The organism is Streptomyces niveiscabiei, assembly GCF_033794345.1.
GTDB lineage: Bacteria > Actinomycetota > Actinomycetes > Streptomycetales > Streptomycetaceae > Streptomyces > Streptomyces niveiscabiei.
This window is the reverse complement of the sequence record NZ_JARAYJ010000013.1, coordinates 121129-138348: the sequence shown is the minus strand read 5'-3', so window position 1 is coordinate 138348 and position 17220 is coordinate 121129. Positions and strand designations below refer to the sequence as shown.

At 69.1% G+C, this 17220-nt stretch carries 14 protein-coding genes, 1 tRNA gene and 1 pseudogene; 3 read left to right on the top strand and 13 right to left on the bottom strand.

Annotation, left to right across the window (positions count from 1 at the left end; translation table 11 throughout):
- Positions 1–89: 89 nt before the first annotated feature.
- The 10 genes from rpoB to PV682_RS20095 form a co-directional block, all read right to left on the bottom strand.
- Positions 90–3575, bottom strand: coding sequence for a DNA-directed RNA polymerase subunit beta (gene rpoB / locus PV682_RS20140; protein WP_112482587.1), 3486 nt, complete (start codon positions 3573–3575; stop codon positions 90–92).
- Between the two features lie 552 nt (positions 3576–4127).
- Positions 4128–4511: a 50S ribosomal protein L7/L12 gene (gene rplL, locus PV682_RS20135; RefSeq protein ID WP_055723464.1), complete on the bottom strand. Its 384-nt coding sequence runs from the start codon at positions 4509–4511 to the stop codon at positions 4128–4130.
- A gap of 125 nt (positions 4512–4636) precedes the next feature.
- Entirely contained in the window at positions 4637–5167 is a 531-nt protein-coding gene (gene rplJ, locus PV682_RS20130) for a 50S ribosomal protein L10 (RefSeq protein WP_055723463.1), read from the bottom strand.
- 299 nt (positions 5168–5466) lie between these two features.
- On the bottom strand, positions 5467–6459 hold the full coding sequence (locus PV682_RS20125; protein ID WP_319731722.1) for a LolA-like protein: 993 nt from the start codon (positions 6457–6459) through the stop codon (positions 5467–5469).
- Positions 6460–6561: 102 nt separating this feature from the next.
- A complete protein-coding gene (locus PV682_RS20120; RefSeq protein WP_319731720.1) occupies positions 6562–7350 on the bottom strand; it encodes a hypothetical protein in 789 nt (262 codons plus the stop codon).
- Between the two features lie 119 nt (positions 7351–7469).
- Positions 7470–8195, bottom strand: coding sequence for a 50S ribosomal protein L1 (gene rplA, locus PV682_RS20115; RefSeq protein ID WP_055723461.1), 726 nt, complete (start codon positions 8193–8195; stop codon positions 7470–7472).
- Positions 8196–8274: 79 nt separating this feature from the next.
- Positions 8275–8709 carry a 50S ribosomal protein L11 gene (gene rplK, locus PV682_RS20110; RefSeq protein ID WP_010354293.1) on the bottom strand — a complete coding sequence of 145 codons (435 nt, stop codon included), beginning with the start codon at positions 8707–8709 and terminating at the stop codon, positions 8275–8277.
- A gap of 168 nt (positions 8710–8877) precedes the next feature.
- Positions 8878–9753 carry a transcription termination/antitermination protein NusG gene (gene nusG / locus PV682_RS20105; RefSeq protein WP_055723460.1) on the bottom strand — a complete coding sequence of 292 codons (876 nt, stop codon included), beginning with the start codon at positions 9751–9753 and terminating at the stop codon, positions 8878–8880.
- Between the two features lie 81 nt (positions 9754–9834).
- Positions 9835–10122 (bottom strand): preprotein translocase subunit SecE, encoded by a 288-nt coding sequence (secE, locus tag PV682_RS20100; protein WP_010354295.1) that lies wholly within the window; start codon positions 10120–10122, stop codon positions 9835–9837.
- A gap of 108 nt (positions 10123–10230) precedes the next feature.
- A tRNA-Trp gene (locus PV682_RS20095) sits at positions 10231–10303 on the bottom strand.
- A gap of 206 nt (positions 10304–10509) precedes the next feature.
- Between PV682_RS20095 and PV682_RS20090 the strand changes: the two genes are divergently transcribed.
- Together PV682_RS20090 and PV682_RS20085 are read left to right on the top strand one after the other, a co-directional pair.
- Positions 10510–11733 (top strand): pyridoxal phosphate-dependent aminotransferase, encoded by a 1224-nt coding sequence (locus tag PV682_RS20090; protein ID WP_319731714.1) that lies wholly within the window; start codon positions 10510–10512, stop codon positions 11731–11733.
- A gap of 116 nt (positions 11734–11849) precedes the next feature.
- Positions 11850–12923 carry an adenosine deaminase gene (locus PV682_RS20085; RefSeq protein ID WP_319731712.1) on the top strand — a complete coding sequence of 358 codons (1074 nt, stop codon included), beginning with the start codon at positions 11850–11852 and terminating at the stop codon, positions 12921–12923.
- 1319 nt (positions 12924–14242) lie between these two features.
- On the opposite strand, the pseudogene PV682_RS20080 reads toward PV682_RS20085, so the two are convergent.
- Positions 14243–14827, bottom strand: a pseudogene (locus PV682_RS20080) (TetR/AcrR family transcriptional regulator); the annotation flags it as partial.
- Between the two features lie 113 nt (positions 14828–14940).
- Between PV682_RS20080 and PV682_RS20075 the strand changes: the two are divergent.
- Positions 14941–15573 carry an NAD(P)-dependent oxidoreductase gene (locus PV682_RS20075; protein ID WP_319731710.1) on the top strand — a complete coding sequence of 211 codons (633 nt, stop codon included), beginning with the start codon at positions 14941–14943 and terminating at the stop codon, positions 15571–15573.
- Between the two features lie 32 nt (positions 15574–15605).
- On the opposite strand, the gene PV682_RS20070 is transcribed toward PV682_RS20075, so the two are convergent.
- Positions 15606–16661 (bottom strand): UDP-N-acetylmuramate dehydrogenase, encoded by a 1056-nt coding sequence (locus PV682_RS20070; protein WP_319731708.1) that lies wholly within the window; start codon positions 16659–16661, stop codon positions 15606–15608.
- Between the two features lie 127 nt (positions 16662–16788).
- Positions 16789–17217, bottom strand: coding sequence for a MaoC family dehydratase (locus tag PV682_RS20065; protein WP_112476976.1), 429 nt, complete (start codon positions 17215–17217; stop codon positions 16789–16791).
- Positions 17218–17220: the final 3 nt, after the last annotated feature.

The window sequence follows — 17220 nt, the reverse complement described above, 5'->3', positions numbered from 1 at the left end:
GTCAATCCCTCTCAGGGTTGTAAGTCATGGGGTCTGAAACGGGGGTCCTGGGGCCGGCCGGGTTCACGCGGAACCCGGCCGGACTCCCGTCAGACCTCTTCGACGCTGCTCGGCTCGCGCCGGGACAGGTCGATGCCGAGCTCCTCCGCAGCGCGGAAGACGTCCTCGTCGGTGTCGCGCATCTCGATGGACATGCCGTCCGAGGACAGCACCTCCACGTTGAGGCACAGGGACTGCATCTCCTTGATGAGCACCTTGAAGGACTCGGGGATGCCGGGCTCGGGGATGTTCTCGCCCTTGACGATGGCCTCGTAGACCTTCACGCGGCCGGTGACGTCGTCGGACTTGATGGTCAGCAGCTCCTGGAGGGCGTACGCGGCGCCGTAAGCCTCCAGCGCCCACACCTCCATCTCACCGAAGCGCTGGCCACCGAACTGGGCCTTACCACCCAGCGGCTGCTGGGTGATCATCGAGTACGGACCGGTCGACCGGGCGTGCAGCTTGTCGTCGACCAGGTGGTGGAGCTTGAGGATGTACATGTAGCCGATGGAGATCGGGTCCGGGAACGGCTCACCGCTGCGGCCGTCGAACAGCCGCGCCTTGCCGGTCGGCTGCACCATGCGGTCGCCGTCGCGGTTCGGGATGGTGTGGTTCAGCAGACCCGCGAGCTCGTCCTCACGCGCACCGTCGAACACCGGGGTGGCGACGTTGGTGCCGGGGGCGACCTGGTCGGCGCCGATCACCTGGAGCCGCTGCGCCCACTCCTCGCCGAGCCCGGAGACGTCCCAGCCGCGGCTGGCCAGCCAGCCGAGGTGGATCTCCAGCACCTGTCCCGGGTTCATTCGGGACGGCACACCCAGCGGGTTCAGGATGATGTCGACCGGCGTGCCGTCCTCCAGGAACGGCATGTCCTCGATCGGCAGGATCTTGGAGATGACACCCTTGTTGCCGTGGCGGCCGGCGAGCTTGTCGCCGTCGGTGATCTTCCGCTTCTGCGCCACGTACACGCGCACCAGCTGGTTGACCCCGGGCGGCAGCTCGTCGCCCTCCTCGCGGTCGAAGACGCGTACGCCGATGATCTTGCCGATCTCGCCGTGCGGCACCTTCAGCGAGGTGTCACGGACCTCGCGCGCCTTCTCACCGAAGATCGCGCGCAGCAGCCGCTCCTCGGGCGTCAGCTCGGTCTCACCCTTGGGCGTGACCTTGCCGACCAGGATGTCACCGGCGACGACCTCGGCACCGATGCGGATGATGCCGCGCTCGTCGAGGTCGGCGAGGACCTCCTCGGAGACGTTCGGGATGTCCCGGGTGATCTCCTCGGGGCCGAGCTTGGTGTCACGGGCGTCGACCTCGTGCTCCTCGATGTGGATCGAGGAGAGGACGTCGTCCTGCACGAGGCGCTGCGACAGGATGATCGCGTCCTCGTAGTTGTGGCCCTCCCACGGCATGAACGCGACCAGCAGGTTCTTGCCGAGCGCCATCTCGCCGTTCTCGGTGGCCGGGCCGTCGGCCAGCACCTGGCCGGCGATGATCCGGTCGCCCTCGTTGACGATGACCTTCTGGTTGACCGAGGTGCCCTGGTTGGAGCGGGCGAACTTGGCCAGGCGGTACGTGATGTACGTGCCGTCGTCGTTGGCGGTGGTGATGTAGTCGGCGGAGACCTCCTGGACCACACCGGCCTTCTCGGCCTTGACGACGTCACCGGCGTCGACGGCGGAGCGGTACTCCATGCCGGTGCCGACGAGCGGGGCCTCGCTCTTGATGAGCGGAACGGCCTGGCGCATCATGTTCGCGCCCATGAGGGCGCGGTTGGCGTCGTCGTGCTCGAGGAACGGGATCATCGCGGTCGCGACCGACACCATCTGGCGCGGCGAGACGTCCATGTAGTCGACCTCGTCACCGGGGACGTAGTCGACCTCGCCGCCGCGGCGGCGGACCAGGACGCGGTTCTCGGTGAAGCGCAGTTCGTCGTTGAGCGTGGCGTTGGCCTGCGCGATGACGAAGCGGTCCTCCTCGTCGGCCGTCAGGTAGTCGACCTCGTCGGTGACCTGGCCGTCGACGACCTTGCGGTACGGGGTCTCGACGAACCCGAACGCGTTGACGCGGCCGTAGGAGGCGAGCGAGCCGATCAGACCGATGTTGGGACCCTCAGGGGTCTCGATGGGGCACATGCGGCCGTAGTGCGAGGGGTGCACGTCACGGACCTCGAAGCCGGCCCGCTCACGGGAGAGACCACCCGGACCGAGCGCCGACAGGCGGCGCTTGTGGGTGAGACCCGACAGCGGGTTGTTCTGGTCCATGAACTGCGACAGCTGGCTGGTGCCGAAGAACTCCTTGATGGAGGCGACGACCGGCCGGATGTTGATCAGGGTCTGCGGCGTGATCGCCTCGACGTCCTGGGTGGTCATGCGCTCGCGCACGACGCGCTCCATACGGGCGAGACCCGTACGGACCTGGTTCTGGATCAGCTCGCCGACCGAGCGCAGACGGCGGTTGCCGAAGTGGTCGATGTCGTCGGTCTCGACGACGATCGTCTGGCCGCTGTCGCCGACCGTCTCGGTCTCGCCCGCGTGCAGCTTGACGAGGTACTTGATCGTCGCGATGACGTCCTCGACGGTCAGCACACCGGCGTCGAGCGGCGCGTCCGCGGCGAGCTTCTTGTTCACCTTGTAGCGGCCGACCTTCGCGAGGTCGTAGCGCTTCGGGTTGAAGTAGAGGTTCTCCAGCAGCGTCTGCGCGGCCTCACGGGTCGGCGGCTCGCCCGGACGCAGCTTGCGGTAGATGTCGAGCAGCGCGTCGTCCTGGCCCTGGGTGTGGTCCTTCTCCAGGGTGGCGCGCATCGACTCGTACTCGCCGAACTCCTCCAGGATCTGCTCGGTCGTGTAGCCGAGGGCCTTGAGGAGGACGGTCACGGACTGCTTGCGCTTGCGGTCGATGCGGACACCGACCATGTCGCGCTTGTCGATCTCCATCTCCAGCCAGGCACCCCGGGACGGGATGATCTTCGCGGAGAAGATGTCCTTGTCGGAGGTCTTGTCGATGGAGGAGTCGAAGTAGACACCGGGCGAGCGCACGAGCTGCGACACGACGACACGCTCGGTGCCGTTGATGACGAAGGTGCCCTTGTTGGTCATGAGCGGGAAGTCGCCCATGAAGACCGTCTGGGACTTGATCTCGCCGGTCTCGTTGTTGGTGAACTCGGCGGTGACGAAGAGCGGCGCGGCGTACGTGAAGTCGCGCTCCTTGCACTCGTCGATGGAGTTCTTCGGCGGCTCGAAGCGGTGGTCGCGGAAGGTCAGCGACATCGACCCGGAGAAGTCCTCGATCGGGGAGATCTCCTCGAAGATCTCCTCAAGACCGGACTTGGTGGGGACGTCCTGACCGGACTCCAGAGCCGCCTCGACGCGGCTCTGCCAGGCGGTGTTGCCGAGCAGCCAGTCGAAGCTCTCGGTCTGGAGCGCGAGCAGGTTCGGAACCTCGAGAGGCTCCTTGATCTTTGCAAAGGAGATGCGCAGCGGGGCAGTGCTGGCGGCGTTGTTCGTATTCGCGGTCGAGGCGGTGCGCGAGGCGGCCAAGAGGGGGTCCTTCCGAGGGCTCGGACTCACTACGCGCTTCCCGGCCCCTCCCCGGCGCACAAACGACGAAAGTCCCAGGTCAGGGCCGTTTCAGTCGCTGATGCTCAAGTGAGGGCAGACCCCTGGTGACGGGCAGGGGATAGCTAACAGGCAGCGCAAAGGGACAGTGTAGCCATCCGGCACACTGATGTCCAGCCCCGATTTTCAACAGCCCTCGTCGTCACTCACAGTCCTCGGCGCGCTTGCCCTGAGCGCACGGTCATCCTGCCCTCTTCGCCGTCGATCCATGCCTCGGATTCGGATCCTTGTGACGACGCGTCCTGAGAATTGCGCGCTGCGTGCTGTTCGTCAAGAGCCCCCCGCCCGAACAGAGGGTGTCCGCAGACACGACGAAGATCACCATACCCCTCGTGAACAGGGGTTCAAGGCAACCGTGGCCACGCTTCCAGGAACGCCGAAGAGCGACCACCCGGATGGATGATCGCTCTTCGCGGTGCTCGCGTTACAGCCCCTGGAGGCCGTTTTTCACGGGCATCTCAGACCTGGAAGGTCTTACTTGACCTCGACCGAGGCGCCGGCGCCCTCAAGGGCTTCCTTCGCCTTGTCGGCGGCTTCCTTGTTGACCTTCTCGACGACGGGCTTCGGCGCACCGTCGACCAGGTCCTTGGCCTCCTTGAGGCCCAGGGAGGTGAGCTCGCGCACGACCTTGATGACCTGGATCTTCTTGTCGCCGGCACCCGTCAGGATGACGTCGAACTCGTCCTTCTCCTCGACGGCCTCAGCGGCGCCGCCGGCGGCACCACCGGCGACGACGACCGGCGCGGCAGCCGCGGCGGTGACGTCGAACTTCGCCTCGAACGCGGAGACGAACTCGGAGAGCTGGATGAGGGTCATGTTCTCGAACTCGGCAAGCAGTTCGTCCTGGGTGAGCGCCATGGTGGCTGCTCCTTCCACTTCTAGATCGGCAGGTGCCGGATGTATGTGTCTGGCGGGCGTGCGGCCCGCTACGACCGCTGCGCTACGGCTGGATGCCTCACGCGGCGGTCATGATGCGAGCCGAATTACTCGGCACCGCCCTGCTCGGCCTGCTTGGCGCGAAGGGCGTCCACGGTGCGGACGAGCTTCGTCGGCAGCGCCTGGAAGAGCTGTGCAGCCTGCGTCTGCTTGCCCTTCATGGCACCGGCCAGCTTGCTGAGCAGAACCTCGCGGGACTCGAGGTCCGCGAGCTTCTTGATCTCGTCGGCGGACAGCGCCTTGCCGTCAAGGACACCGCCCTTGATGACGAGGTTCGGGTTGTCCTTGGCGAAGTCACGAAGACCCTTCGCCGACGTCACCGGGTCACCGGTGATGAAGGCGACCGCCGTCGGACCGTTGAACAGGTCGTCGAGCGTCGAGATCCCGGCCTCGTTGGCCGCGATCTTGGTCAGCGTGTTCTTCACCACGGCGTACTGGGCGTCCGCACCGAGCGAACGGCGCAGCGTCTTGAGCTGCGCCACGGTGAGACCCCGGTACTCGGTCAGCACGGCGGCGTTCGAGCTGCGGAACTGCTCCGTCAGCTCGGCTACCGCGGCAGCCTTGTCGGGCCTTGCCATAAGCGTGGCCTCCTTCCGGGTGATGAGACCGCTCGGAAGGGGCTGGGGAAAACGAAACGCCCCGGCGCAGGCGCACGGGGCGTAGCTCGACCGGGACTCGCACACCGCTCGGGCGGCGAACTCCGGGAGCACTTCCACGATCACCTGCGCGGGTCGTCCGCATATCAGCGGATCCTTCGGCCACCGCACATCCTGACGGACACACGGCGACGACCAGCGGTCTTTGGCTTCTCAAGGAGAGTACGCGACCGGATCGGCGCGGGGCAAATCCGGTCGTACGACGGATACGAACGCCCGGCTCAGGAGGACGGAACCGGGACCGGCGAGCCCTCCAGGCCGAGGTCGCCCTTGCTCGGCTCCAGACCTTCGAGGTCGAGGTCGCCCTCGTCCAGGCTCTCCAGCTCCTTCAGCTCCTTCATCTCCTCGCCGAGCTTCTTGAGCATGTCCATCAGGTCGAAGGTGTCCTTGGCGGCGGGCGGCGTGACCTTGGCCTGCGCGCCGTAGTCGGAGAGCTTCATGCTCATCTTGACCGGGCCGTCGGGGTGGTCCATGACGACGTCCATCCGGACCGGGAGGTCGTCCTTGTTGACCCAGACGTCCGTGTCGTAGCCCGTGAAGCCGGACTTCTCGATGCCCTTGAGGAGTTTGTCGCGGTCGGCGGAGTCCAGGACGTCCAGCGACTTGCTGGACGCCATCATCTCCTTGACCGTGAGCAGGCCCTTGTAGTGCTCCGTGTCGACGCCGTCGACCTTCTCGCTGCCCACGTGCTTGATGTTCGGCGATTCGAGGAGCAGGGCGAGCTGGTCCACCGGGCTCTGGTTCATGTCCTCCAGGCCGGAGGTCATCCGCTTCTGGAGCGCCTTGTCACCGCTGGCCTTGGCGGCGGCCATCAGGTCGAACTTGATCCAGCGCTTGCCGTCCGTCAGCTCGGTGGTGCCCGGCGAGGCGCCCATGTCCATGTACATGACGTTGTTCGCCATGATCATGCGGACGCTCTCGGGGGCGCCCGGCTCGTCCGTGAGACCGTCGCCCTTCATCGTGACGTCCATCACGGTCGGGTCCCACCCCATGACGCCGGTCATCGTCGTGTTGCCGCCGCCCTCCATGGCCTTCGGCATGGTCATGGTCATGTTGACCTTCGCGGACTTCGCCTCGGACGTCTTCTCGAACGACGCCTTCAGCACCTGCGCGGCCGTCCGCTCCACGGTGTCGGACGCGTTCCCGCAGGCCACGGCGCCGGTCAGCACCAGGGCGGTCACACTGGCGGCGGCTGCCTTCTTCCGGACGTTCACAAGTCCCCCCACGGGTCCCAAGGAGCCTCCCCAGACTCCCCTTCATTTGATTTACCTGTATAGAACCTTAGTCCGAGACTCCCTTTACTGTCCCCGACGTTTTCACCCACCCGACAGTTCCCGCACCAGCTCCGAGAAGTCCGCCGTGTCCTTCGCCGGGGGCCGCTCGGCGGTCACCTTCGCGCCGTAGTCCCCGTAGTACGCGGTCTGGCTGTACGGCCCGCCCGAGGCGACGCCCGTCTCCACCTTCTTCACCAGCAGGTTCCGCTCGTCCACCCAGACGTCCACCCGCTCGGTCGTCACACTGGACGCGTCGGAGTCCACGGACCCCGAGTAGTGCGTCGCACGCCGCCCCCGCACCGTCTCCCGGCCCACCTCACGCACATCCCCCGACGCCGCCAGGAGCTTCACCGCGCGGCTGGGGGCCGTGTTCCGGAGCTGGTCCGGCAGGACGGCACCGGCGCCGCCCGCGAAGCGCTCCAGGTCGGCGTACGCGTACCGCACCCACTGCTTGCCGCCGGCCGCCTTCGCGAGCCGCGCGCCCGTACGCGCGTAGTACGCGTCCGGCAGATAGCGGGCCTCCGTCGAGGTCACGCCCGCCTTCCGCATGGTCTCGGCGACGCTGCCCCCGGTGTAGGTCAGCACGAGCGTCCCCGTGAACCCCCGCGCCCACGACACCGCCCCCTCGGCCGTCAGGGACATCAGCTTCCCCATCACCGTGCTCGACTCGACCTTCGCCGACCCGGCGTCCCCGGTGGCCCGCTCGGCGCTCCTGAGGGCCGCGACGGGCGCGCTCGGCGCCGCCGCCCGCGCGCCGGGCTCCGACGCCGTGCACGCGACGCTCCCCAGCAGCAGGGCCGCCGTCGCCGCCCACAGCCCCACCCGCGCCATCGGTCCCCCCCCTGTGCGATCTCCGTTCCCGCACGTTAACCCAGGTCACCGACAACGGGAACGGGCCCCACACCCGAAGGCGTGGGGCCCGTGTCCGACTACGAGGTGAGCGGTGAGGCTCAGACCGCGGCCGGGTCCTCCTCGACGAGGAGGTTGCGGGTGCGGTTGGGGTCGACCTGGATGCCGGGGCCGATCGTGGTGCTGATCGCGGCCTTCTTGATGTAGCGACCCTTCGCGGCGGACGGCTTGAGACGCGTGATCTCTTCCAGCGCCGCGGCGTAGTTCTCCACCAGCTTCTCGTCCTCGAAGGACGTCTTGCCGATGATGAAGTGCAGGTTCGAGTGCTTGTCGACGCGGAACTCGATCTTGCCGCCCTTGATGTCCGTGACGGCCTTGGCCACGTCCGGGGTGACGGTGCCGGTCTTCGGGTTCGGCATCAGACCACGCGGACCGAGCACGCGGCCGAGGCGGCCGACCTTGCCCATGAGGTCCGGGGTGGCGACGACGGCGTCGAAGTCCAGGCGGCCCTTGGCGACCTCGTCGATCAGTTCGTCGGAGCCGACGATGTCGGCGCCAGCGGCCTCCGCGGCAGCAGCACGGTCACCGGTCGCGAAGACCAGGACCCGGGCGGTCTTGCCGGTGCCGTGCGGCAGGTTCACGGTGCCACGGACCATCTGGTCGGCCTTGCGCGGGTCGACACCCAGGCGGAAGGCGACCTCGACGGTGCCGTCGAACTTCGAGGTGGAGGTCTCCTTGGCGAGACGGACGGCCTCTAGCGGGGCGTACAGCTTCTCCCGGTCGACCTTGGCGTCCGCAGCGCGAAGGGCCTTGCTGCGCTTGCTCATTACTGCTCCTGTGAGGTTCTGGAGTCGTGGTTCAGGGCCGAGCAGGCCCTCCCACAGATCTGCGTGAAGGGGGGTGAGGTCAGCCCTCGACGACGACGCCCATGGAGCGCGCGGTACCGGCGATGATCTTCGCCGCGGCGTCCAGGTCGTTGGCGTTGAGGTCGGGGAGCTTGGTCGTGGCGATCTCGCGGACCTGCGCCTCGGTGATCTTGGCGACCTTGGTCTTGTGCGGCTCGCCCGAGCCCTTCTCGACACCGGCGGCCTTGAGGATCATCTTCGCGGCCGGCGGAGTCTTGGTCACGAAGGTGAAGGAGCGGTCCTCGTAGACCGTGATCTCCACCGGGATGACCCAGCCACGCTGCGACTCGGTCGCCGCGTTGTAGGCCTTGCAGAACTCCATGATGTTGACACCGTGCTGACCGAGCGCGGGGCCGACCGGCGGGGCGGGGTTCGCCGCACCGGCGTTGATCTGGAGCTTGATGAGCCCCGTGACCTTCTTCTTCTTGGGAGGCATAGCTCTCCGGGTCCTTTCGATTCGGGTCCTGCCCGCGCTCGGGAATCACCCGGACGCAGGCATACCGCACAACGATAGCGGGTATAGATGCGCGGCCAAAAACCGAGCAGGTCAGACAAGCTGTGACAGCCTGTCTGACCTGGCCGGAAGTGTGTCTTCCAGAAAGAGCTAGTTCTTCTGGATCTGGTCGAAGGACAGCTCGACCGGCGTCTCGCGGCCGAAGATCTCCACCAGGCCCTTGACCTTCTTGGAGTCGGCGTTGATCTCGTTGATCGTGGCCTGGAGGGTCGCGAACGGACCGTCCGTCACCGTCACCGAGTCGCCGACCTCGAAGTCCAGCACCTGGACCTCGACCTTGCGCGACGGCGCCGGCTTGCCCTCGGCCTCGGCCGCCTCGCGGGCCGCCTTCTCCTCCGCCTCGGGCGCGAGCATCTTGACGATCTCGTCCAGCGTCAGCGGGTAGGGGTCGTACGCGTTGCCCACGAAGCCGGTGACGCCGGGGGTGTTGCGGACGACGCCCCAGGACTCGTTCGTGAGGTCCATCCGGACCAGGACGTACCCGGGAAGCTTGTTCTGCCGGATCGTCTTGCGCTCGCCGTTCTTGATCTGGGCGACCTCTTCCTGCGGCACCTCGGCCTGGAAGATGAAGTCCTCGACGTTCAGCGAGACGGCGCGCTGCTCCAGGTTGGTCTTCACGCGGTTCTCGTAACCGGCGTAGGTGTGGATGACGTACCACTCGCCGGGAAGGGTGCGCAGCTCCTCGCGGAGGGCCTCGACGGGGTCGACGGGAGCGGTCTCGACGTCGCCGCCGGACTCCTCTTCCTCGTCGTCGTCCTCGCCGCCCTCTTCGAGCTCGGCGTCCTCGACGTCGGCGTCCTCTTCGAGGTGGACGGCGTCCTCTTCAGCGGCCTCGCCGGCCTCGGCGTCGGCAGCCTCCACCTCGTCCAGGTCCTCGTCCGCGCCCTCGACGATGTCGAGCTCGTCGTCGACGGACTCGACGGCCTCGACAGCTTCGTGGTCGTCGTTCAGGTTCTGGTCAGACACGTGGCTGCTTCTTCCTGGGTTGCATAAGGGTGGAACATGCGAAAGGGGCGCCGGTTTCCTCGGCGCCCTTCGCTGGTCGGCTCAGCCGAAGACGTACTTGGCGGCGTGGCTGAGTCCGTAGTCGATCACCGTGACCAGACCGATCATGATGACCACGAAGACGATCACCACGGTGGTGTAGGTGGTGAGCTGATTGCGCGTGGGCCAGACTACCTTGCGCAGCTCGGCGACGATCTGACGGTAGAAGAGAGCCAGTCGCTTCAGCGGCCCCCGCTTGGCCCGCTTGCCGCCCTTGCGCGCCTTCTTCTTGCTCTCAGGCGCTTCGTCCTGGGCATCAGGCGTGTCGATGGAGCCCACGGCATCCGCCATTCGTCCTCACCTGTTCCCGGGTCGTGGCCGTGCCGCGCCCGGTCTGAGCCGCACGACGGTGCAATGCTGTATGTACCTGCGCACACTTCCTGGAGAAGGAGTGTGAAGCAGGGCCGGAGGGACTTGAACCCCCAACCGCTGGTTTTGGAGACCAGTGCTCTACCAATTGAGCTACGACCCTTTGTGTGCTCCTCAACCTACCGTATCCAACCGGGTGCTTGGTGTGCACCGCTCGTGGCACGGGTGTTGAGGGCCAACGACGGATGAGTGTACGTGCTCAGGGGCCGTGCGTCGAACGTGAAGCGCTCTTGATCGGATTCATCTCGGGTTGCCCAGTCCGTGAAACCGGCGTGCCGGTGGTGTTCCGGGTCTGAAAACATGTGCCGCATGAGCGCTGCAACCTCTCCCACCGAACGCCGGGTCTCGGCCCGCATCGGCGCGATCTCCGAGTCCGCGACCCTCGCCGTGGACGCCAAGGCGAAGGCCCTGAAGGCCGCCGGGCGTCCGGTGATCGGCTTCGGCGCGGGTGAGCCCGACTTCCCGACCCCCGACTACATCGTCGAAGCGGCCGTCGAAGCGTGCAAGAACCCCAAGTACCACCGCTACACCCCGGCGGGCGGCCTGCCCGAGCTGAAGGCCGCGATCGCCGCGAAGACCCTGCGCGACTCGGGCTACGAGGTCGACGCGGCCCAGATCCTCGTCACCAACGGCGGCAAGCAGGCAATCTACGAGGCGTTCGCCGCGATCCTCGACCCGGGCGACGAGGTCATCGTCCCGGCGCCGTACTGGACGACGTACCCGGAGTCGATCCGTCTCGCCGGCGGTGTCCCGGTCGAGGTCGTCGCCGACGAGACGACCGGCTACCGCGTCTCCGTCGAGCAGCTGGAGGCGGCGCGGACCGCGAACACGAAGGTCCTGCTCTTCGTCTCCCCCTCCAACCCGACCGGCGCCGTCTACACGCGCGCGCAGGTCGAGGAGATCGGCCGCTGGGCCGCCGAGCACGGCCTGTGGGTCCTGACGGACGAGATCTACGAGCACCTGGTCTACGGCGACGCCGAGTTCCACTCGCTCCCGGTCGTCGTCCCCGAGCTGGCCGACAAGACGATCGTCGTCAACGGTGTCGCCAAGACGTACGCCATGACCGGCTGGCGGGTCGGCTGGGTCATCGGCCCCAAGGACGTCGTCAAGGCCGCGACGAACCTCCAGTCGCACGCGACGTCCAACGTCTCGAACGTCGCGCAGGTCGCCGCGCTCGCCGCGGTCTCCGGTGACCTCGCGGCCGTCGAGGAGATGAAGGTCGCGTTCGACCGGCGGCGCAAGAAGATCGTCGCGATGCTCAACGAGATCGACGGCGTGTTCTGCCCGGAGCCCGAGGGCGCGTTCTACGCGTACCCGTCCGTCAAGGAGCTGCTCGGCAAGGAGATCCGGGGCAAGCGGCCCGCCTCCTCGGTGGAGCTGGCCGAGCTGATCCTGGAGGAGGCCGAGGTCGCGGTCGTACCCGGTGAGGCGTTCGGCACACCCGGGTATCTGCGGCTGTCGTACGCGCTGGGCGACGAGGACCTCGTCGAGGGCGTCTCCCGGATCCAGAAGCTGCTGGCCGAGGCCAAGTAGGGCATCGCCGGGCGGGCCGTCTTCCTTCGGGGAGGCGGCCCGCCTTTTTGTACGAGCAAACCCACGTTCGGGGAACCGATTACCCGCGCCTCACCCGCGTACGGCAGTATCGGCGAATGCTGAGCCTTTCAGGGGGCCACCCCCCGAACCCCCCGGGTGTACGTGATCTTTCTCAACTCCCCAAGGCCCATCTGCACCTGCACTTCACCGGCTCGATGCGGCCCGCGACCGTGCTGGAGCTGGCCGACAAGTACGGCGTACGGCTGCCAGAGGCGCTGACCGAGGCGCTGACCAGCGGGGAGCCGCCGCAGCTGCGGGCCACGGACGAACGGGGCTGGTTCCGCTTCCAGCGGCTGTACGACGCCGCGCGCTCGTGCCTGCGGGAGCCCGACGACATCCGGCGCCTGGTGCGCGAGGCCGCCGAGGAGGACGTCCGGGACGGCTCCGGCTGGCTGGAGATCCAGGTCGACCCGACCTCGTACGCGCCCCGGCTGGGCGGGCTCATCCCGGCGCTGGAGATCATCCTGGACGCGGTGGAGACGACCTCGCGCGACCTCGGGCTCGGGATGCGGGTGCTGGTCGCCGCGAACCGGATGAAGCACCCGCTGGACGCCCGTACACTCGCCCGGCTCGCCGTCCGCTACGCCGAACGGGGCGTCGTCGGCTTCGGCCTCTCCAACGACGAACGCCGGGGCATGGCCCGCGACTTCGACCGGGCGTTCGCCATCGCCCGCGAGGGCGGGCTGCTGTCCGCCCCCCACGGCGGCGAGCTGAACGGGCCCTCCTCCGTCCGCGACTGCCTCGACGACCTCCACGCGAGCCGCATCGGCCACGGGGTCCGCGCGGCGGAGGACCCCCGCCTGCTGAAGCGCCTCGCGGAGCGGGGGGTGACCTGCGAGGTCTGCCCCGCGTCCAACGTCGCCCTGGGCGTGTACGAGAAGCCCGAGGACGTCCCCCTCCGGGTCCTGTACGACGCCGGCGTCCCGATGGCTCTGGGCGCCGACGATCCGCTGCTGTTCGGTTCCCGGCTGGCCGCGCAGTACGAGATCGCCCGGCGTCACCACGGTTTCACGGACGAGGAACTGGCAGAACTGGCCCGCCAGTCGATCCGGGGCTCGGCCGCGCCGGAGGACGTCAGGGGGAAGCTGCTGTCCGGGGTGGACGACTGGCTGACGGGGCCGGTGTCTTGAGGGCGGGGCGGGGCGGGGGGCCTGGCGGGGGTGGGTTGCCTCGCGGAGACGGGGGCCCAGCGAAGGCGGGAGCCTAGCTGGGGGGTGGCCCAGTGGAGGCGGGGTCCTTGCGGGAGGGGGTTGCCTTGTGGAGGCGGGGGCCTTGCGGGAGCGGGTTGTCTTGCGGAGGGGGTTGGTTTTCTGTCGCGTGGGGGGGCGCTGCTTGAAGCAGACCAGTAGTTCCAGGGGGTGGCCGCCGCCGGGGGGCTGGAGCAGTGCCGGGAGGTTCGTCATCAGGGTCGAGCGGCCCTCGGCGACCTCTTTCTGACGCGGGCCCTGCTGCGCCGCGTGCGTCAGCTCCCTCGCGGTCCGGGCGAACAGGTCTCTGCTGCCGAACAGGAAGAACGTCCCGGCGTGTGTGGCGTGCCGGAAGGTGTCGCGCAGGTCGGCGTGCCCGCTGCGTGCGCGCCAGGCTTCGGCGTACCGCTCGGTTCGGGGCTCGTCCGTGCGGGCGGTCAGCGGCGTGCCTTGGCCCAGGCTGCGGCGCAGTTCCGGCCACTTGCTCGCGCGCAGGCCGTAGGTGTGGTGGACCAGGAGCAGGTCGACGCGTTCGCCGGGCATCTCGATCGGGGGGAGTCCGTTGCGCAGGGGGACATGGACGATCGTGCGGCGGGAGCCGGCCGCGAACGCGAAGAGGCCCGCGAGGAGGTTCAGACCGTCGCGGTCGCCGTACAGGAAGCCGATGGGGTCGGGAGCGGTGAGGGAGGTGTGGCGGAGGGGGGTCCGGGGCCGGACGACTCGGTGGGTGCGCGCCGTGAACTCGGTGAGGTTCAGGCGCATGCGGGGGGCCTCATGGGGTCAGGGTCGGGGGTGGACGGGGGGTGCGCAACGGGGTTTCGCGGGGGTGTCGGCGGGGTGGGTTCGGGGGCTGGGGCGGGCCCTGAGAGGGCGGGTTCCTGGGCTCGGGCGGGCCCGGGGCGGAGGTGCACGGCTCAGACGGGCCCAGGGCGGGCGAGTTCCTGGGCTTGGGCGAGCCCGGGGTGGAGGTACGCGGCTCAGGCGAGCCTCGGGGTGGGCGGGGTGGCGGGAACCTGGGCAAGGCATCAGCTCGCCGGCCTCGCGGGCGCCGGGCGGGTCGCGTCGGCTGTTCCGGCCGTGTCCGCGGGCCGCGTTGCCTCGATGGTGACGGCTGCTCCGGCGTTCCCGGCCACTCCTGCGGTCCCTGTGATCCCCACGGTCCCAGCAGTCCCCGCAGCCGCCGCAGTTCCCGCGACCCCCGCGACCCCCGCGACCCCCGCGACCCCCGCGACCCCCGCGACCCCCGCGACCCCCGCGACCCCCGCGACCCCCGCGACCAGCGTGCGTGCGAGGCAGGACGCGAACGTCGCCGTGTCGGGGCGCGTGTCGGCCGCGTCGTACGCGAACGCGCGCTGCGCGCAGGCGCCGAGGAGGAGGGACGCCGCGGCGAAGGTGTCGACGTCGGGGGCGACGCGGCCGAGGCCCTGCTCCGCACGGAGGTACGCGGCGAGGAGGTCGATGGGGACATGCGGCCCGGTGCCCTTCTCGCGCATCGCCCGGTCGTGCCGCCGCTTGAGGCTGGTCTCGGCGTAGAGGGACGCGGCGATCGGGAAGCTCTCGTCGTAGAAGAGGGACGCCTGGTGGGCGATCTCGGTGAGGTTCTCCTCCAGCGTGCCCCGGCCGGGCTCCGCGGCGAGGCTGCCGAGGAGGGGCGTGAGGCGCGGGAGGCGTTCCGTGAGGACCTGGACGAAGAGGTCCTCCTTGCTGTCGAAGTGCTTGTAGAGGGCCGCCTCGGAGCAGCCGGCCGTCTTCGCGATCTCCTTGGTGGTGGCCCGGGCGAGCCCGGCCGTACGCATCAGGTCGTGGGCGGCGTCGAGGATGCGGGTCCGGGTGGGCCTGGGTTCCATGGGGGCATCCGTTCGGTATCGGCACTTGACGGGTGAGTGATTACTTACCCACTCTAGGAGAAGACAAGGTGAGTGAGTACTCACTCACCCATCATTCCCGATGGGGGTCCACCATGAAACTCACCGTCCTGGGCGCGACCGGCGGCATCGGCCGCGAGATCGTCCGCCAGGCCCTCGACGCGGGCCACGAGGTCACCGCGATCGTCCGCGACCCCGCGCGCCTGACCGTCACCGGCACGCACCTGGAGGTCGTCCGCGCCGACCTCACCGACCCGGAGTCCCTGCTCCCCGCACTGACCGGCCGCGACGCCGTCCTCTCCGGCCTCGGCCCGCGCGGACGCGCGGACGCCGGCGTCGCCACCCGCCTGACCCGTACGGCCCTGACGGCCCTGGAGTCGACGGACGTACGCCGGTTCCTGCTGGTCAGCGCCGCGCCCGTGGGCCCAGCCCCGGCGGACGACGGCCTCCTCGACCGGGGGATGCGCAGCGCCGTCTCGGCGATCCTGCGCCCCGTCTACGACGACCTGCGCGAGATGGAGGCGGACGTCGCCCGCTCCACGACCGACTGGACCTTCGTCCGCCCGCCCCGCCTCCAGGACAAGCCCCTCACGGGCGTCTACCGCAGGGTGATCGGCGGCTTCCCGCGCGCGGGGAGGTTCATCGGCCGGGCGGACGTGGCACACGCGATGCTGGGGATGATCGGCGAGGCGGGGACGGTGAAGCAGGGGGTGGGGGTGGCGTATTGAGGGGGCAGCCGCTCCCCCTCAAAGCCCCGCCCTCAAAGGCTCACGCCCACCATCACCGGCTCGTTCACGAGCGTCACCCCGAACGCCCTCTCCACGCCGGTGACGATCTCGCGGGCCAGCGTGAGGAGGTCCTCCGTGGTCGCCGTGCCCCGGTTCGTGAGGGCGAGGGTGTGCTTCGTGGACAGGCGGGCGGGGCCGGTGCCGTACCCCTTCGGGAAACCGGCGTGGTCGATGAGCCACGCGGCGGACGTCTTGGTGTATCCCTCCCCCGCCGGGTAGGCGGGCGGTTCGGTGCCCTCGCCGAGCCGCTCCCGCACGCGCGCGCGGAACGCCGCGAACTCGGCGTCCGTGAGGATCGGGTTGGTGAAGAAGGACCCGGCGGACCAGGTGTCGTGGTCCTCGGCGTCCAGCACCATCCCCTTGCCCGCGCGCAGCCTCAGCACCGTCTCGCGCGCGGCGCCGAGCGCGACCCGCTCCCCCACCTCGACGCCGAGCGCCCGCGCGGTCTCGGCGTACTTGACGGGCGCCGACATTCCGCCCGCGTCCTCCAGGGCGAACCGCACGCGCAGGACGACGTACCGCTCGGGGTCCGCCTTGAAACGGCTGTGGCGGTACGAGAAGGCGCACTCGGCGGCGGAGAGCGTGACCGTCTCGCCCGCGCGCCGGTCGTAGGCGACGACCTCGGTGATCGTCGAGGAGACCTCCTGGCCGTACGCGCCGACGTTCTGGATCGGCGTCGCGCCCGCCGACCCGGGGATCCCGGCGAGGCACTCGATCCCGGCGAGCCCGGCGTCCACCGCGCGCGCGACGGCGTCGGTCCACACCTCGCCCGCGGCCAGCTCCAGCGTCGTACCGCTCAGTTCGGTCCCGCGGGTGGCGATGCGCAGGGCCGTGCCGTCGAAGCCCTTGTCCCCGACGACGAGGTTGGAGCCGCCGCCGACGATCAGCAGGGGTGTCCCGGCCGCGTCGGCCTCGCGCACGGCCTCGATCACCTCGGCGTCGGTGGTGGCGGTCACCAGGCGGGAGGCGGGGCCGCCGAGCCGGAACGTGGTCAGCGGGGCGAGCGGAGCGTCGTGAAGTTCGAGCACGCGGCCAAGCCTACGAGACGGCACTGACAACGCCGGTCGCCCGCCGGGCACGGGTAAGGGGCGCCTCGCCATGGAGAACGCCCCTTACATCGACGTACGCGTGCGCGCGCCTGTCGTACGGAAAGGCTCAGGCCAGGCGGACGACCGCCCGGGACATGCCGAGGACCTTCTGGCCGGCGCTGGTGACGGTGAGGTCGACGCGGACGGTGTTGTCGTCGAGCTTGGCGGCGACCTTGGCGGTGACCTCGATGAGGGCGCCCTCGTCGTCGTTGGGGACGACGACGGGCTTGGTGAAGCGGACGCCGTAGTCGACGACCGCGCCGGGGTCACCGGTCCAGTCGGTGACGACGCGGACCGCCTCGGCCATGGTGAACATGCCGTGCGCGATGACGTCCGGGAGGCCCACCTCCTTGGCGAACTTCTCGTTCCAGTGGATCGGGTTGAAGTCGCCGGAGGCGCCCGCGTAGCGCACGAGCGTGGCACGGGTCACGGGGAAGGTGCGGGCGGGCAGTTCGGTGCCGACCTCGACCTCGTCGTAAGAAATCTTCGCCGTCATGGG

Coding starts and splice junctions, on each gene's coding strand:
- PV682_RS20120 (WP_319731720.1), bottom strand. CDS start 7,350: ATGGCGCGGGTGGGGCTGTGGGCGGCGACGGCGGCCCTGCTGCTGGGG.
- rplA (WP_055723461.1), bottom strand. CDS start 8,195: ATGAGCAAGCGCAGCAAGGCCCTTCGCGCTGCGGACGCCAAGGTCGAC.
- PV682_RS20085 (WP_319731712.1), top strand. CDS start 11,850: ATGCTGAGCCTTTCAGGGGGCCACCCCCCGAACCCCCCGGGTGTACGT.
- rplJ (WP_055723463.1), bottom strand. CDS start 5,167: ATGGCAAGGCCCGACAAGGCTGCCGCGGTAGCCGAGCTGACGGAGCAG.
- rplK (WP_010354293.1), bottom strand. CDS start 8,709: ATGCCTCCCAAGAAGAAGAAGGTCACGGGGCTCATCAAGCTCCAGATC.
- PV682_RS20065 (WP_112476976.1), bottom strand. CDS start 17,217: ATGACGGCGAAGATTTCTTACGACGAGGTCGAGGTCGGCACCGAACTG.
- PV682_RS20090 (WP_319731714.1), top strand. CDS start 10,510: ATGAGCGCTGCAACCTCTCCCACCGAACGCCGGGTCTCGGCCCGCATC.
- PV682_RS20075 (WP_319731710.1), top strand. CDS start 14,941: ATGAAACTCACCGTCCTGGGCGCGACCGGCGGCATCGGCCGCGAGATC.
- rplL (WP_055723464.1), bottom strand. CDS start 4,511: ATGGCGCTCACCCAGGACGAACTGCTTGCCGAGTTCGAGAACATGACC.
- secE (WP_010354295.1), bottom strand. CDS start 10,122: ATGGCGGATGCCGTGGGCTCCATCGACACGCCTGATGCCCAGGACGAA.